This window comes from Bacteroides rodentium JCM 16496 (assembly GCF_000614125.1).
Taxonomy (GTDB): Bacteria; Bacteroidota; Bacteroidia; order Bacteroidales; family Bacteroidaceae; genus Bacteroides; species Bacteroides rodentium.
On the sequence record NZ_BAKJ01000005.1, the window covers coordinates 93,434 to 110,396 of the forward strand.

Sequence of the window (16,963 nt, forward strand, 5' to 3'; positions counted from 1 at the left end):
ATTATTTCGGCATGGTCTTAGATTCTTCGGGTATGACGAAGCCGTCTTCCTGTTTGGTAATCATAACAAAGAACTTGCGGGGGCTGGAGGCGAATTTATTAAAGTCGGTGTAGATACTGCCTTCCCAGTTGTCCTTGCCCGCTACATCGAATGCGAAAGCTTGATTCTTTACCACAACATCCTTGCCTTCGTACATGGTGTAGGTTCCGGCTTCCAATAACATAGACGTGGAGGATTGGGTACCATCCGGTGTGGTGAAGGTAATGGTATTTTCTGCATAGTTGCGTACCCAGATGCTTTTGCCTTGGGGTATGCGGCGGTAGAAGGAACTGAGGTCAAGGTCGCCTGTGCCCCATTGGTTCTGTGCTGCTACAAAGATGCAGTCCCAATAGTTACCGTCACGCCCTCCATAATTGATACATTCGCCTGTGGTGTTTCCGTTGGGCAGCACTTCGGTAAGTCTCAACTCAAGATAGTTGTCATATTCTGACGCGGGCTTGGTAGCTCCGGTGGTCCAGCACCAACTTTTGGAGTCCACTTTGACTACTGCCGTTCCACCGTATGAAGGACCGGTTCCACCATAAACATAGAACTCGTTGATGGAATACACACCGGTGAGAGACTCAATGAACGGCGTCATATCCACCGTGTAGGTACGACTCTCTCCCATCTCGGATGTCACCGTGATGGAGGGAGAAGAAGAGGAAGAGAGGTCAAGGGTCTCGCCTTTGGCAAGGGAGGACTCGGCTTGATAAGAGAGAGTAAGTTTCTCAATACGGACTTGCGAAAGGTCTTCCACCATATCTGGGGATACTTTCAGGTGAATGACTCCGGTGGTTGCATCTGTATTTTCTATTTCTGCTACTCCCACTTGTCCTTCGAGTTTGATGTCAAGGATAGTGCGTTCGTGGTTCCATCCACCGTCTTTCACGTTGTCCCAAGGATCTTCTTTACAAGAGTTGAGGGTAGCCATGGCTACAAGGGCTATGGATATATAATTGATGAGTTTCATGTTGTCTGTTTTTTTAGAGGTTAGGATTTAAGTCTGTTTCCATGGAGGGTATGGGATAGAACACCATCTTCTCCGCTGTGAGGCCTTGTTCGCGAGCGGCTTGTATGTCTGTATGCAGGCGGTTCCAGCGACGCAAGTCGTAGCACCAGTTTCCTTCGAAAGCGAGCTCATACTTGCGTTCATTCAGTACAGCTTCGCGAAAGTCCTGGAGCGATAGGTTGGGGTCTAGCTGGCTGAGCCCGGCACGTTGACGGATGTAGTTCACCAAGCTGTAGGCAAGCGGTGTGGGGCCTGCGGCTTCGGCATAGGTGAGTGCGATGTCCGAATAACGGATGAGGTAGGGGCGGGTGGAGGTCTTGTCTCCTATGAATTCCGGGTCAATAAACTTACGGCAGAAGGGGTATGACAGTTTGTTGTCTTCCACAGAAGCTATGACTTCTCCGTCCTTGTTGTACACTTTGTCTACGATGAGCCAGTCGTGGCGCAGGTCACCCAACTCGAATGATTTGTAGAATTGAAGGTTAGTACGGTATTCGCTCCATCCATCGTGTGTGGCAATCATCTTGTCAGAGTCGCCTTGCTTGATGTAGATGGTCCCACCTGCCACGTAAGGAATATACATCTTGGATATTTTGGAGTATTGCCCTTCGTCTACTCCGGTGCGATCCATGGACATCATGAAGATATGCTCGCGTCCTTCGGGCTTAGACACATCGAAGATGTCGAGCAGATTGGGCTCGAAGCCAAATTGGGTTTGTTCGGGGTTATCCACTACTTTGGCTGCATATTCCGCAGCTTTGGCGTAGTAGGTATTTACATCGAAGCTCATATCGATGTAGCGCGGAGTGTTGTGGTCCTTGGCCGATGCCAGATAGATGTAAGCCTTTGCCGCCAACGAGTAGGCTGCCACTTTATCAGCTCTGCCTAATTGAGGTTTCTCATAATAGGGTATGAGATTGCAAGCTTGTTCTATGTCGGACAAGATGATTCCCCACAGCTCGTCTAATGATTTTGCTGCCCCCACGGTAGATTGCTCTAGTGTTTCCACAGGTTCCAAATGGAGAGGGACGAGACCGAAGTTGCGTGCCAGGTGGAAGTAGGCGTATGCGCGCATGAAGTAGGCTTCGCCCATGTAGCGGTTTTTGTATTTCTCGTCGATGTTCATGCCCGGCACTTTTTTCAGCACGGCATTGGCACGGTTGATGGTGATGTAGCAATACTTGTAGAAGTTTCCCAGGGAAACGTTGTCCTTGAAACTTTCCAAAGTCCATTCGTCCAGCTGTTGGTTGTCGCTGTTGGTGGTGCTTGTCTTGGGGTCGAGCACATCGGTGGGCATGTCTCCCAGAAAGACGATGGCACGTGAGAACTCGATGTAAGTGATAGCATCGTAAATATAGTTCACGGCGGCCTGGGCGTCAGCTTCCGTCTTGTAGAAGTTGTCTTCCGAGTAGAATCCGTAAGGAGTTTCGGAAAGGTCGCACGAGGAGAGGGCTGTCATCCCCATGATGGCTGATGAAATCAGTGCGAGTGTATTCTTTTTCATGTCTTTAGTTTCTTAATATCTGAATAAATTAACGACTAACCATATTGAAAGGCCTTAGAACGTAAAGTCGGCACCTATGGTCCATTTTCTCAGGCGGGGATATCCACCGCTATATATACCGGTCATCCCTACTTCGGGATCGTATCCTTTGAATCCAGTAAAGGTGTGCAGGTTGTCCACGTTGAGGTAGAGGCGTACCTTGCGTGCCGAATTTTTTTTGGAGATGGGGATGGAGTAACCTACCGTCAGGTTCTGTATACGTACAAAGGAACCGTCTTCTATCCACCAGTCGGAGAATTTGGTCTGTCTGCTTTGGTTCAGTCGCGGGTAACTGTTGGTGGGGTTGTCCATCGTCCAGCGCAAGTGCGAGTTGTTGGGTTGATTGAAGCTTGCCATGTTTACCACGTCTCCCCCGAATACTCCGTTGAAGAAGATGCTGAAGTCGAAATGCTTCCATGACAGGTCGATGCCAAGTGATGCCGACCAGTCGGGGTTGGGGTCGCCGATGATGCAACGGTCGTTCTCGTTCCAGGTACCGTTTCCGTCCACGTCCACATACTTGAACTCGCCCGGTTGCGCGAAGTTACCGGTCAATCCGGCATCAATGCTTCATTGACAGTTTGTACAATACCGTCCGTCTTGTATCCATAGAACACGTACATGGGTTTGCCTACGGCCAGAATGTTGGTGTAGGCCACGAAGGTGCTGTTGGAATCACCGTAATTCTCATAAAGCATTCCGGTGCGCGGGTCGGTGGTGAGTCCTGCCTCTATCACATTTCCCAAGCTGACTACTTTGTTGCGGTTCCGTGAGAAGACCATGGTTCCTCCCACTCTCCAGTCCTTGTCTTGGTAGGCTGTGCCGTCAATGGTAAGTTCCACTCCCCGGTTACGGATTTTCCCGTCGTTCACCCACATTTTGTCATAGCCTGAAGAGGGAGCGATGTTGCGTTGGCGCAAGAGGTCGGTGGTATATTTGTCATACCAGTCGAAAGTAATGTTCAAGCGTTGGTTGAAGAAACTCATGTCGAGTCCGAAGTCCAGTTGTGAAGTAGTCTCCCATTTCAGTCCTTTGTTCGATACTCCACTCCAGTATTTATATCGGTTGTCTGCTCCGTAATATCCCGAGATATATCCCGGACCTATCACGGTCTGCCACTCTCCATCGTTGTAGTATTTGTGCGTTCCATATCGGCTCAGGGTCTGATAGGCACTGATGCCCTGGTTTCCAGAGATACCGTAGCTGGCACGCAGTTTCAGAACATCGAATACGTTCAGTTTTTTGATGAATTCCTCTTCGTGCAGCTTCCAGCTGAGAGCACCCGAGGGGAAAAAAGCCCACTGGTTATCTTTACCGAACTTGGAGGAGCCGTCCATACGCGCGGTTAAGGTTGCCATATATCGGTTGTTGTACACGTAGTTCAAGCGGGCCATACCTGAAACGAGCCTGGTCTTGTAGAACCCGTTGCTGATTTCGTAGCTCTGCGCGTCACCGGCGGCAAGGTTCTCGTTACCCAACGACTCGTTTACGAAGTTCTTTGCGGCGAGTGACGAGCTGCGTGACTGGTATTCTTCGTAAGAGTAACCACCCATGGCGGTGAAATGGTGCTTCTCGTTAAAGGTCTTGTCGAAGGTGGCGTAAGTCTCGAATACGATGTTGTCGCTTTTTGAGTTGGTGATTTTACCGTAGCCGTTGTTGCGTACACCGCTGGAGGTGTATTTCTTGGGATAATACTGGTCTCCGGTGCTTTCTCCGTGCTTATAGTTGAATTGGGTTTTCAAGTTGAGGCAGGGAAGCATCTGATAGTCCACCAGTACGGACGAGATGACATCAAATCCTTTGCTCTCGTTTTTCTGCAGGTTGGTAATGGCTAGTGGATGGTAATAGTCCGTCTCGCTGTAGAGCCAGTAGTTCCCGTTTTCGTCATACACGGGGAAGATGGGATTACGGCTATATGATAGATAGCCGTTGTTGTGGCGTTTGCTGTGTATGATGTTGGCGTTGGCTTTCACGGAGAGGTTGTCCAGTACCTTGTGTTCCACGGAAAAGTTTCCTCCGAATTTGCGGTAATTGTCTTCAATATACATACCGTCTTCGGAGAAGTAGTTGGCACTGGCCATAAAGGAAGTGCGGTCGTTGCTGCTTTGCAGCTGCACGGTGGTGTTGTTTGAAACAGGTACATCGCGGAACACAATGTCGTCCCAACGCGTGTTGGTGGTCCAGGTGGTCTGCAATTCTTCGATGGAAGGATAGTAGATGCCGTTACCGCTCACCGCACCGGTGTAGAGGGGCGTCAGTCCGGCGTTGATATAGGATTCGTTGCTCAGCATGGCCATCAGTACGGGGTCGCGCCAAAGATTCAGCTCTGAGCCAAACTCGGAAAGAGTAGTCTGTTGCTTCACGTTGATGCGTGTCACGTTCTGCTTGGCCTGACGGGTGGTGATGAGGATAACGCCATTGGCACCGCGTGAACCGTAAATGGCACTGGCCGATGCGTCCTTCAAGACTTCCATAGACACAATGTCCTGTGGATTGATTTGTTTCAAGTTGCCCGCATCGCCAAAGGGAAATCCGTCTACCACAACGAGCGGGGCGTTGGAACCGTTCAATGATGAGTTACCGCGTATGCGCACCGTGGAACCTGCTCCAGGGTCTTGGGAAGAGTTGATTACTTGCACACCCGCAATACGTCCTTGCAGGGCTTTTTCTATGGAGTTGGAAGGTATATCAGCCAGTTTCTCCGTTTTTACGGAGGCTACCGAACCGGTGAGGTCGGACTTCTTCATTTGTCCGTATCCCACAACAACCACCTCGTCCAGCAGTTCCGAATCTTCGGAGAGTGTGATGGTCAATTTTCCTTTTCCCGTAACTTTCACCGTTTGGCTTTTGTAGCCGATGAATGAAACCGTCAACGTCTGGCCAACCGTAACTCCGTCAAGTGAGAAGTTTCCGTTGGCATCGGTCACCGTTCCTTTAGAGGAAGCTTGGGTGACTACTACTGTTGCCCCGGGGATGGGGTACTCTGTCTGGTCGTTCACTACTCCGGTAACGGTAATCTTGTTTCCGGTTTTCTGGGCCATGACTTCAGAAACCTGAAAACAGATTATGATCATCAAGAACAGTGAGAAAGACCAAAATCTTGAAAATGATTTTGCTTTCATAGCTGATAAATTTATTGATTATTAATTGTTTTTATTTAGTATGACAAAGGTATGTACATTTTTGTCAGCGATGTTTTAAAAAAATATCGAATTATTGTACTTTTTTGAATAGGGCTGAATATTATATATGAATATAATGAATTACCAATTGTCTGTTCGAAAAGGAACGATGGGGAGTTCCATCTGATTACCTGTATTTCCGGTCATTGAGTTGTGAAAACAATATCGGACAGCTATCGGTTCGGTCACTTTGTCCGAAGAGAGCTGTAGCTTGCGTTCGGCATACAAGACCTTCACTTGTGCGGAATGGAAAATGCTGTCCTTTCCGGCTATTTCAAATCCTTGTATTCCTTCCAGTCTGCTGAATCCCTCTTCGGCATGGTGAAATGCCAATATCACTTTTCCATCCTCAATCTTCATGGTCTTATACTCGGGTCCCCGGCTGTAGAAACCTCTGATTCCATAAGTCTCTTTCAGTGCCATATAGGCGAACCGTTTTCCTACATCTTTTTTGTTCTTGGGGTGGATATTTCCTAACTCATAGGGTTCAACCAAGTCGTTGGTACAAATCATTCCGCTGCTGGGAATCATGAATTGTGCTTTGTATTGGGCTTCGCGGAAACGTGCTGCATCTAATCTTTCTTCGTACCGGTAAGGAGCGATTTCGGCAAAATAGAATGGAAATTGAATGTCCCATTCTTTACGCCAAAGTTGCACCATGGTGGCCAATCGCTCTGCATATACCTCGTATTTGTCGACATTGGACTCGCCCTGATACCACAAGACACCCTTAATGGTGTATCGATGCAGAGGATGTAGCATTCCATTGTACATAATCATAGGACGCAGGCATGGCATTCCTTGTTTTTTACGGGCTTTATCCAAGTCTATATCGGCATAATCTTTCAAGACGGTTTCCGGAAGCCATCCTTCGATTGTGGAGCCTCCCCATGAACAGCTTATGATGCCTATGGGCACATCAAGTACTTGGCAGAGCATTGTGGCGAAATGAAAACCTATTGCACTGAACCATTGTGCGTTTTCCGGTACGGATGTCTTCCATCTGCCCGGACAACTCTCTTGAGGGGTGAGCTTTTCAGTCCACGGGATGTTGACAAAACGGATTTTCTGTTTCCACAAGCCACTGGTGGCTATGGTCTCATTACCTCCGGCCACCGGGCAATTTTGATAACCTTTCAGCGGCATTTCCATGTTGGACTGTCCGGAGCAAAGCCAAACCTCTCCAATCAGGATATTGGATAGTATTACCTTCTCTCCGTCTGAAATTTCTATGGTATGGGGAGCATAGCTGCCTTTTGGGGTAGCTATGCTGATTTCCCAATCTCCTTTTTTGTCACTTAGGGTAGTGACTGTGTGGGAATTCCATGATGCCGTTATTTCAATCTGCTTGTCTGGCAAAGCCTTGCCCCAAAGCTTCACTTGCGTGCTTTGCTGTAGCACCATGTCGTTGCCGACAATTTCGGGCAAGGTAATCTTTGCCATGCTTGTGGAAGCATGTAGCAGAACTGATAAGACAATTAGAATCTTGTGTTTCATAAATCTTTAATAGGAGATTCTACATTCGTCAGACAAGAGATAATCCACCAATTCATCTACTTGGCAAGTTGCTACACATACATATTTGTCAGCGGCCCCATAGTACACGAAGAGCGTGTTACTTACTATTACATTACCTGTGGGGAATACACATCCGTTGTAATATCCTTTGGTCTCAAATTCAGTCTCTGGTTCCAATATCGGTGACGGTGTTTTGCCGATGATATGTGTGGGGTCGTTGCTGTCCAACAGCATCGCTCCTACGCGATAATATCCCAGACCTCCGCTTTCCACTCCATGATAGAGCATCAGCCATCCTTTATTCGTTTTGAGTGGAGGTGTGCTTCCGCCTATTTTCTCTTCCCAGGTGTCGTCACGACCGGCCAGCAGTAAGTGGCTTTCCTTGTCTTCCCAGTTCAGCATGTCGTTTGAGAACTTCATCCAGATGGAGGGATATTTTACACCGTACTTTTCACCGATATATTCCTTGGGGCGATGGAGCATCACGTATTTTCCCTGCACTTTTTCGGGAAACAGAATGACGTCCCTATCGTCAAGTACGGGTGAGGTGAGCCTGCCTAACCTCCTGAATTTGCGGAAGTCAGTAGTCATGGCCAATCCGGTATTGCCCAAACTCTTGCGAAGTGCTAATGGGGCATCTTCGCCACATTCCGGAAGCAGAATTTCATCGTGTCCGAACGTCCAATATTGTCCGGGAGCGTATGGGCGATAAGCATAAGTAATATAAAATTCCTTACCATATTTAATGATACGGGGGTCTTCCACGCAACCGGAATCGGGACCGTCTTCGCTGGGGCCGAACGCCGGCTGGTTGGAGATACGTTCAAAATGGAATCCGTCTTTACTGATGGCCAAACCAAGGCGAATGACATGTTCGGTATCATTGCCGGCGGCTCTATACAGCATATAGAATACTCCATTATCGTAAATTACTCCCGGATTACAAGTAACCAGTGATTCCCAATCGTTTGTTTCCAAAGGGGAAAGTATCGGGTTCCCTTCAAACTTTTTTAATTTCATCTTCTTATGTTTAATGGTTTATATGACGACTAATTGAATACAATCCATATCAATGCACTCGAAATCAACAATATTGCTGCCCATGAGTAGTAGTTCTTGTACCAAGCAATGCCTGGTTCGCCTTAAAGTCCGCTTTCAGGTCGGCAGGAGTGAACACGGTGTCTTTCAGCTTTTCGAGGGCGGGTTTGGGGTAGCACAGACTCACTACGCAGATAATGATTCCGCTTGCCAAGAGCAGGAAGGGTACGATGAGCAGGAAGTGCATATTTCCAAAAATTTCATTTTTTAAGAAGAGCATGCCTATGGCCATAACCAAGCCACCCAGTAATCCGGCAAAGGCTCCGTTTCCATTAATTCGCTTGTTGAACACGCCCAATAGGAAGGCGGCAACTATAGGAGGGGCGATGTAGGAGAGCATTTCTTGATAATATTTCAGCAGAGAGCCGAACTTGCCGATTTGTGGCGCCCATAAGGCGGCAATAACAATGATAACACAAGAGGTGATTTTACCGATGAAGACCAGTCTCTTGGAATCGGCTTTCTTGTTGAACTGAGCGTAAAAGTCCATGGTGAACAGAGTGGAGGTGGAGTTCAGAATGGCACTGATGGTAGAGGTCAAAGCCGAAAGCAGTGCCGCAAGCATGATGCCGAGCAATCCGGTAGGGATAAGTTGGAGCACCATGTTAGGGTAAACCATATCGGGCTTTTCCAGTCCGGGAAACAGATGGCGGGCAATGACTCCCGGCATGGCGATAATGAAGAGGGTCAACATGGTCAGGGATCCCGTGAAAAGGACACCTTTGCGTCCTTCGTCTATTGTTTTGGAACTTAACACGCGCTGCACGAGTGTCTGGTTGTTAGCCCAGAAGTAGATGCCTAAAATGGGCATACCTACTATCAGACCAAGCCAAGGGGTGGCAGTATCAGTCAGCGGACGAATCAGTTTGGTCAGCATGTCATCGTTGCTGAACAGCTGGAAGAAGTAGTCGCCTCCTTGCTGGAAACAGAAGAATGTCAGCATGACAGAACCTAATATAAGTATGACAGCTTGTATCAGTTCGGCATTGATGGCTGAAGATAATCCTCCGGGAATGGTATAAGAAGCTGCGATGATGGCAAATATGATGATAATTGACTGTAAATCGGCATCGGGGAGTATCAGTTTGATTATTAATGCTGCGGCATATAGTGCGCCGGCGGCATCCAAGAAGATGTTGCCGATGATGCAGATGCCCGAAAAATAATAGCGTGAACGTCGGTCAAAACGTTTCTCCAAGAATTCGGGGATGGTGAAAATGCCGGATTTGATATAAAGAGGCAATAGGAAAACGGCGAAAAATACCATTACTATGATTCCCGTCAGGTTGTAATTGAATACAGCCAGCCCCGTATGGTAAGCATCACCTGATTGCCCGATTAATGTAGTGCTTGAAATACTGGCGGCAAACAATGATAGTCCGACCACCCACCAAGGCATGGAGCGTCCTGCGAGAAAATAGGATTGCGAGTCTTGGCTTTTGCCGTTTTTCAGTCCCCACCATACAATGACAGCCATATAAATGAGTACGATTATAAGGTCTAAAATACTGATTGAAAATGTTTCCATGGTTTAATCTTTTTGCGTTTCTTAATTTACACCGCAAAGGTAGAGCTGATTTCAATAATACACTTATAGTATTCTGTTTATCAATTGTACTTTTTTGAATACTTGATTATGTTTTCATTAGAATGCATATCTTTGTATCAGCAAAATTTATACTGCCATGAAAGATATACAGAAAGAAATTACTCCTATCGCTGCGGAAGATTTGTTTATTGTCCTTAATCATCCGAATGCCAAATTTGATTATCCGGTTCATTACCATTCGGATTATGAAATCAATTTGGTGATGGACACGTATGGCACTCGTACGGTAGGTGATTCAGAAGAGGAATTTGATTCTTTGGATTTGGTTATGATAGGACCTAATGTGCCTCACGCATGGAAGGGGAAAGTGGTGTCGGGTAACCATGTGGTTACCATTCAATTCTCTGATCAATTACTTAATTTCCCTATTTTGGGGAAACGATTGTTTTTTTCTATTAAGCAGTTGCTGATTGAATCGCAACATGGTATTAGCTTTTCGGAGCAAACACAGTTGCTGATGAAGGATAAGATTCTGAAACTAACAAAAATGCAGGGATTTCATACAGTATTGGAGTTCTTTTCCATTCTCTATGAACTTTCCATAGCTGATCGCCGTATACTGGTAAGTAACCAATATGATACAAAAGATACCGTACGTACCTCTAAAAGCAGACGTATAGCTAAGGTATGTGAGTATATTGAAGAGAATATTGAGGAACCCATCCGTTTGGGAGACGTGGCACAATTGGTAAGTATGTCCGAATCTGCTTTCAGCCACTTCTTCAAGAAAAAGACTAATTGTACGTTTATTGATTATGTTACCAACCTAAGGATAGCTCGTGCTTGCCAGCTACTGTCGGAAACTACTCATACGGTAGCCGAAATCTGTTATACTTGTGGCTTCAACAATCTCTCCAACTTCATACGGATATTCAAGAAAAAGAAAGGTAGCACACCGCAGGAGTATCGCATGTTTTTGCAGCAGATGTTGATAAAATATTGACAGGAATGTTCTATCCTATTATATATATAGGTTTTATTTGTCTGTTTCAGAAAAAGCATGTATTTCTTCGGCACAGAGGAGTGAGGGGGCGGCATCGGGGAACTCCAGCCTTCCCCGGTACTGGAGAAATGTCGCTGCATTGTTCCATAGTTCTTTCATTTAGTTTATATTATTCACGGGAGTTAGGGCTTCGTTTGGAATTAACCTGTCTCACTCCCGTTAACTCTTGTTGTGAATTAAGTAGGTTAGAAGAAAGCTGAAGTAAGATTAAAGCAGTTTTGAGGATTTTGGGTTTAAAATAAAAAAGATTTTCAAGTCACAGCTAACTGATATGTAATAATAAAGAGGGTGTGTCTAAAGGAGAGAAAAGAACACAAATTACACGATTTTTTTTATAGAATATTTATTATCAGCATATTATCTTTCTGCAAATTTGTGTAATTCGTGTAATTCGTGTTCAAATATTCATTACGACACACCCCCTTTTATGCCTTTATTTTGAAGTTAAATGAAAGAGCTGTGGAATCTCGATGATGCTTTGTCCCGGCTGACGGGCTTCTTCTTCCTTTCAATTTCTGGCAGTGCCACTTGTTCTTTATCTCTCCATGCCATGTTTTGTTAGTAAGGAACAAGGCTGATGAAGATGGATATATGACATACATGTAATGGTTCTCTCGGTTTTTTAAGCATGTGCGGCGTTTTAGCTGATATGGGAAATGGTGTGTATGTAAATAAACTGTTTTTACGTATCTATTTTATGCTTAAATATAATTTTATTTTAGCAAGTGATGTAGATTCTTTTTGCATGTATGTAATATAAAAAAAGAATGGGACTGATTGTTAAATTGACATAATCTCTTTTTTTATAGCTTCCCGTGCTATATTTGCCAAAGGATAGAGAACCTAATGTTAACTAAGATCTTATTCGCTTAATCGGAATATCTGATATATGACAACATTATTAACCCAAAAAATAAGAGTATGAAAAAACATTTCTTGTATCGATGTGCCTTGATAACTTGCTTGTGCGGTTTGCAGGTACCTGATTCAGTAGCTGTTGCTCCTGCGGCAATCCCATCAATGCTCCAACAGCAAGTGCGGACAATTACCGGACGTGTGCTGGACAAAGCCGGAGAACCTATCATTGGAGTGACGATTGTTGATAAGAACAATGCCGGCAATGGCACTATAACGGATTCTGATGGAAATTTTACTATAAAAGTAGGTGGAAAAAGTACTTTGCTGTTCAGCTATATAGGTTATAAAAATGTTGAGCTCACTCCTGACCGGGCAGATGGTAACATTATCCGGATGGAAGAAGATGCGCTTAGTTTGGATGAAGTGGTTGTTACCGGATATACCACACAGAAGAAGGCGGATTTGACCGGTTCTGTTTCTGTTGTTAAGGTCGACCAATTAAAATCCGGTTCATACGGAAGCGCTATGAAAGCGGCACAAGGCAAGGTGCAGGTATGTCTGTCTCGGCCAATGGTTCTCCTGCTCCCAATGCCACCATCCGAATCAGAGGTGAGGGCACGTTGAACAATAATGACCCGTTGTATATCATTGATGGTACGCCTACAACCCGCTCTATGGCCGAATTGGCTTCTATGGATATTGAGTCGATGCAGGTTTTGAAAGACGCCTCTTCCGCGTCCATTTATGGTTCCCGTGCGGCCAATGGTGTCATTATTATTACTACACGCAAAGGAAAGAAAGGTACAACCGTAGATTTTAGTGCTTCTTATACGCTGGTAAGCAAGAAAAAGCCTTACGAATTGATGAATACGGAACAAAGAGGTATCGCGCAATATTGGGCCATCAAGAATGACAATCCGAATGCCGACCCTACCCAGATGGGCATAGGCGGGCTATACCAATATCAAGACCATCAAGATGCTAATGGAAACTGGGTGTTGGATAAAGTGACTTGGCGCGAATACCTTGACGATGCCAAGACCATGAAATCGGCTGATACGGATTGGCAAAAAGAAATTCTGCGTACAGGCCAGGTACAGCAATACAGTGTCACATTATCTACCGGTACGGATAAAGGGCACTCTGTGTTTGCTTTGGATTACTATGACAACAAAGGGACCATTGACGGAAGCTTCTATCGCCGTTTCAATGGCCGTATCAATTCAGATTATTCATTCTTGAATGGAAGGGTGACCATTGGCGAAAACTTTACGGTTTCCAAATGGCGCGAAAGCGATAATATCGGCGATGGCAATTTGGGTGGATGTAAATCATTGATGTCTATAGTCCCCGTTCACACGGTAGACGGTGGATGGGGTGGTCCGATTGGCGGTATGAGCGACCGTCAGAATCCGGTCCGGCTGATTGAGGACAACAAGCAGAATCATCACGATAACCTTAGAATATTCGGGAACCTTTATGCAAATGTGAATATTTTGAAAGGGCTGACTTTCCGTTCCTCGTTTGGTGTAGACGGTGTAGGTTCCTGGAAGCGTACGATGGACTATAGGTATAAATCCGGATTCCTCAGTGAAGACCGGAACAAGGTGTACCAGGAATCATATTTTGACTTGACCAGTACTAACAGTAATGTACTTCAATACCTCTTCGAGCTGGGCAAGCATAATTTCGATGTGATGGCCGGCCAAGAAACCATTATCCATACTTACCAGCAACATTGGGGAAGCCGTCGCGATTTTGCATTGGAAAATGACGATTATATGTGGCTGGGTGCTGGTGAATCGGAAAAGGATAATGGCAGCGGCTCCGTCAAGAACACGATGATTTCCTGGTTTGGCAAGTTGAATTACAATTATGATAACCGTTATCTGGCTTCGGTGACGTTGCGCCGCGATGCCTCGTCGGTATTTGGCAAGAACAACAAATGGGCTACATTCCCGGCTTTTTCATTGGGTTGGTCAATCAGTAATGAGGCCTTTTTTGAAGAGCTTACTTCTGTGGTTCCTTTGCTGAAACTACGTTACGGATGGGGGCAGAACGGTAATTCCAGTATCGATGCATACGCTTCTTATCAATTTTATGAGGCTGCGTATGATGGCAACAATTTGTATGATTGGAACTGGGGAACTGCATACGACTTTACAGGTATGGGAGGTTCTCTCCCATCAGGTTTCCGCCGTACACAAAGAGGTAATCCGGATTTGAAATGGGAAACGACGTCACAGCACAACTTTGGTTTGGATTTTGCCCTCTTCCATTCCAAGCTGAGCGGATCATTCGATTATTATCTGAAATATACAAGAGACATCTTGATGAAGCCCGGCACGGTTGCCACTTTGGGCGAAGGCGCCCACATGTGGTTGAATGGTGCAGACATTGACAACAAAGGTTTTGAATTGACATTGAACTACAACGACAAGTTTGGAGATTTGGGCTTGAATATCAGCGGTGTCTTTTCCCACAATAGCCAGACCATTGTGAAAGTGCCGGATGACGTTATTAACAATTTTGCCGGCAATGGTAAAGAAGACAATATCTTGGGCCGACCCAGAAACTCCTTGTATGGTTACATTGCCGACGGATTGTTCCAAAGCCAGGAAGAGGTAGATGCACATGCCAAGCAGACGGGAGCTGCTCCGGGACGTATCCGTTATCGTGACTTGAATAATGACAATGTCATCAATTCGGAAGACAGGACATGGATTGGCAACGAAAATCCTGCGTTGGAATATGGAGTAACAGTCGGATTGACCTATAAGAATTTTGATTTCAGCCTGTTCTTTAACGGTGTATGCGGCAAAGACCTCAATGTGTCGGGTTGGAAGAGCTGGACAGACATCTATGCCTTGAGTACTTCCGGTGAAAACTATGGCACTCGCCTATTGGATGCTTGGACTCCTACCAATAAAAAATCCACCATCCCCGCACTCTCTATCAACAACTATAACGATGAAGGCAGGATGTCCACCTACTATGTGGAAAGCGGTTCTTATCTGAAATTGAGAAATGCAGAGCTCGGCTATTCCCTTCCCGAGTCAATCACTAAAAAGCTCAGCATGCAAAGAGCCCGCATCGCTTTGAGAGCCGACAATATTGCTACCATTAAAAAAGGCTGGGGCAGCAATGCCTATACCGGGCTCGATCCGGAAACTCCGGGTAACGGCTATCCGCTGCCGTTCTCAATGACTATGTCAGTAAACGTAACTTTTTAAATCACATTCGTATGAAAAAATTAAATACTATAGTTTGTAGCCTTGCATTGGCTATGTGTGGCACCTCTTGTACCTCATTGTTGGACCAAAATCCGCAAGGAATCATATCGGATGCCGACCTTAATACAGTTGGCAGAGTAGAGCAGATGGTGAATGCGGCATACTCTTTTTGCGGACAGAACCATTTCAACAAACAGTTTGGCATGCCTTACGAAGAAGGTTCCCTTCGTGGAGGCGAAGCCTATAAAGGCGCATCGGGCACCAATGACAATGCGGAACGCCACTTGTGGGAGACATTCGTTTATATGCAGCCCACAACGACCGGTGATTTGGATAACCTGTGGTGGGTACATTATGTCGGAGTGGGACGCGTGCACGATGCCCTGAGACGTGCGCAAGCCCTTACGATGGAGGAATACCCGTTGAGAGACCAACGCATTGCCGAACTCCGTTTCTTGCGTGCACATATCTACATGTATATGAAACTCTGCTTCAAGCTGTTTCCGTGGATTGACGAAAACACCCCTAACGACCAATACGATAAAGTGAGCAATGACGATTTGACCGACCAACAGTTGTGGGACAAGTTGATTGACGATTTCCGCTATGCAGCTGCTACTCTGCCCGAAACACAAAGTGAAGTAGGACGGCCGACCTGTTTTGCTGCAAAGGCCTATCTGGCCAAGACTCTGCTGTTCTCGGCTTACGAACAAGATGAAAAGCACAATGTGGTAAATATCAGTAAAGAAAAACTGCAAGAGGTGGAAAGTTTGTGCGCGGATGTCATGGCTCACGCCGGAAAGCAGTTGGTAGGCGATTTTGCCGAGAACTTCTTGTGCGAGTATGAAAACAACTCGGAGTCGATATGGGCGATTCAATATTCGGCCAACAACGACGGATCTCCGGTAGGACGCAACAATTCTTGGCTGGTTTATCCCATCAATGATGAATACGGTTGCTGCGGAGCCTTCCAGCCCTCTGTACACATGATGAACTGCTTTAAGACAGTGAATGGTCTGCCCGATTTTGAAAAATTCAACGAAGGAAAGACATTGGATAACAAGGAGGCATTTGCGACAATCCCTATGGATCCGAGATTGATGCACACTGCTTGTGTCCCGGAAATGCCTTGGAAATACGATCCGGAATATGTCATGGAAAAAAGCTGGGCCAGAACTCCGGAAGTGTATGGCTACTCCATGAGCCAGAAACTGATTGTGCTCCCCACTTGCGATTGCTTCAGAAAAACCAACCCGTTTATGGGTAGTGGCCTCAATTGGGACGTGATTCGTCTGGATGAAGTCATGTTGTGGCGTGCAGAAGCTCTTATCCAATTGAACAGAGACTTGGATACAGCCCTCGATTTGATTAACCGGATTCGCCTTAGAGCAGCCGGAAGTACGGGCAGACTTAAATTTGCCGATGGAACACCTACCGGAAAATTTGATGTTGATGTGTATAAGCCTGGAGTGAATTGCCCTGCCCTTACACAAGAATTTGCTTTCAAGGCATTGCAGTGGGAACGTCACCTGGAATTTGCAACAGAAGGGAAATGGTTCTTTGACCTGGTGCGTTGGGGCGTCGCAGACGCTATATGAATGATTATTTCGATGTGGAAAGAACCAGACGCACTTATCTGAAAGATGCCAAATTCCAAAAGAACAGGGATGAGTACTTTCCCATCCCGCAAACGCAGATTAGTTATGTAAAAGGTTTGTATACGCAAAATTATGGATGGGAATAGCTCCTGCAAACTGTAGCAAAGGACTGAATCGTAATCCATATTATTTACAAACGATGTAAAATGAAGAATCAGTCGTATTTTGAACCTAATTCAGTCGTATACTGAATGCCATTCAGTCGTATAT

9 protein-coding genes and 2 pseudogenes are annotated in these 16,963 nt (G+C 45.9%); 4 read left to right on the top strand and 7 right to left on the bottom strand.

All coding sequences use genetic code 11. From position 1 onward, the window contains the following. Position 1: 1 nt before the first annotated feature. The 6 genes and pseudogenes from JCM16496_RS03570 to JCM16496_RS03595 all read right to left on the bottom strand — a co-directional run bounded on the left by JCM16496_RS03570 (position 2) and on the right by JCM16496_RS03595 (position 9,920). Entirely contained in the window at positions 2-1,012 is a 1,011-nt protein-coding gene (locus tag JCM16496_RS03570; protein WP_025832365.1) for a hypothetical protein, read from the bottom strand. 13 nt (positions 1,013-1,025) lie between these two features. After that, a complete protein-coding gene (locus JCM16496_RS03575; RefSeq protein WP_025832366.1) occupies positions 1,026-2,555 on the bottom strand; it encodes a RagB/SusD family nutrient uptake outer membrane protein in 1,530 nt (509 codons plus the stop codon). A gap of 54 nt (positions 2,556-2,609) precedes the next feature. Continuing rightward, a pseudogene (locus JCM16496_RS03580) lies at positions 2,610-5,716 on the bottom strand (SusC/RagA family TonB-linked outer membrane protein). A gap of 141 nt (positions 5,717-5,857) precedes the next feature. Next, entirely contained in the window at positions 5,858-7,219 is a 1,362-nt protein-coding gene (locus JCM16496_RS03585) for a sialate O-acetylesterase (RefSeq protein ID WP_244440222.1), read from the bottom strand. A 60-nt stretch (positions 7,220-7,279) separates the two neighbouring features. After that, a complete protein-coding gene (locus JCM16496_RS03590) occupies positions 7,280-8,314 on the bottom strand; it encodes a glycoside hydrolase family 130 protein (protein ID WP_025832368.1) in 1,035 nt (344 codons plus the stop codon). A 29-nt stretch (positions 8,315-8,343) separates the two neighbouring features. After that, positions 8,344-9,920 (bottom strand): annotated as a pseudogene (locus JCM16496_RS03595) (sodium:solute symporter). Between the two features lie 157 nt (positions 9,921-10,077). On the opposite strand from JCM16496_RS03595, the gene JCM16496_RS03600 reads away from it, so the two are divergent. After that, positions 10,078-10,944, top strand: coding sequence for a helix-turn-helix domain-containing protein (locus JCM16496_RS03600; protein ID WP_025832370.1), 867 nt, complete (start codon positions 10,078-10,080; stop codon positions 10,942-10,944). A 33-nt stretch (positions 10,945-10,977) separates the two neighbouring features. On the opposite strand, the gene JCM16496_RS24560 is transcribed toward JCM16496_RS03600, so the two are convergent. Continuing rightward, positions 10,978-11,103 (bottom strand): hypothetical protein, encoded by a 126-nt coding sequence (locus JCM16496_RS24560; RefSeq protein WP_262482753.1) that lies wholly within the window; start codon positions 11,101-11,103, stop codon positions 10,978-10,980. Positions 11,104-11,925: 822 nt separating this feature from the next. On the opposite strand from JCM16496_RS24560, the gene JCM16496_RS21335 reads away from it, so the two are divergent. The 3 genes from JCM16496_RS21335 to JCM16496_RS03615 are packed head-to-tail and all read left to right on the top strand — an operon-like array spanning position 11,926 to position 16,693. Then, positions 11,926-12,486 carry a carboxypeptidase-like regulatory domain-containing protein gene (locus JCM16496_RS21335; RefSeq protein ID WP_128809422.1) on the top strand — a complete coding sequence of 187 codons (561 nt, stop codon included), beginning with the start codon at positions 11,926-11,928 and terminating at the stop codon, positions 12,484-12,486. Further along, positions 12,417-15,095: a SusC/RagA family TonB-linked outer membrane protein gene (locus tag JCM16496_RS03610; RefSeq protein ID WP_128809423.1), complete on the top strand. Its 2,679-nt coding sequence runs from the start codon at positions 12,417-12,419 to the stop codon at positions 15,093-15,095. Before JCM16496_RS21335 ends, JCM16496_RS03610 begins: the two co-directional genes overlap by 70 nt. A gap of 11 nt (positions 15,096-15,106) precedes the next feature. Continuing rightward, on the top strand, positions 15,107-16,693 hold the full coding sequence (locus JCM16496_RS03615) for a RagB/SusD family nutrient uptake outer membrane protein (protein ID WP_128809424.1): 1,587 nt from the start codon (positions 15,107-15,109) through the stop codon (positions 16,691-16,693). Positions 16,694-16,963: the final 270 nt, after the last annotated feature.

What these genes read in the sequence shown, in the direction of transcription:
- JCM16496_RS03570 (WP_025832365.1), bottom strand. Translation starts at nt 1,012, where the DNA reads ATGAAACTCATCAATTATATATCCATAGCCCTTGTAGCCATGGCTACC.
- JCM16496_RS03575 (WP_025832366.1), bottom strand. Translation starts at nt 2,555, where the DNA reads ATGAAAAAGAATACACTCGCACTGATTTCATCAGCCATCATGGGGATG.
- JCM16496_RS03585 (WP_244440222.1), bottom strand. Translation starts at nt 7,219, where the DNA reads ATGGCAAAGATTACCTTGCCCGAAATTGTCGGCAACGACATGGTGCTA.
- JCM16496_RS03590 (WP_025832368.1), bottom strand. Translation starts at nt 8,314, where the DNA reads ATGAAATTAAAAAAGTTTGAAGGGAACCCGATACTTTCCCCTTTGGAA.
- JCM16496_RS03600 (WP_025832370.1), top strand. Translation starts at nt 10,078, where the DNA reads ATGAAAGATATACAGAAAGAAATTACTCCTATCGCTGCGGAAGATTTG.
- JCM16496_RS24560 (WP_262482753.1), bottom strand. Translation starts at nt 11,103, where the DNA reads ATGAAAGAACTATGGAACAATGCAGCGACATTTCTCCAGTACCGGGGA.
- JCM16496_RS21335 (WP_128809422.1), top strand. Translation starts at nt 11,926, where the DNA reads ATGAAAAAACATTTCTTGTATCGATGTGCCTTGATAACTTGCTTGTGC.
- JCM16496_RS03610 (WP_128809423.1), top strand. Translation starts at nt 12,417, where the DNA reads ATGTCTGTCTCGGCCAATGGTTCTCCTGCTCCCAATGCCACCATCCGA.
- JCM16496_RS03615 (WP_128809424.1), top strand. Translation starts at nt 15,107, where the DNA reads ATGAAAAAATTAAATACTATAGTTTGTAGCCTTGCATTGGCTATGTGT.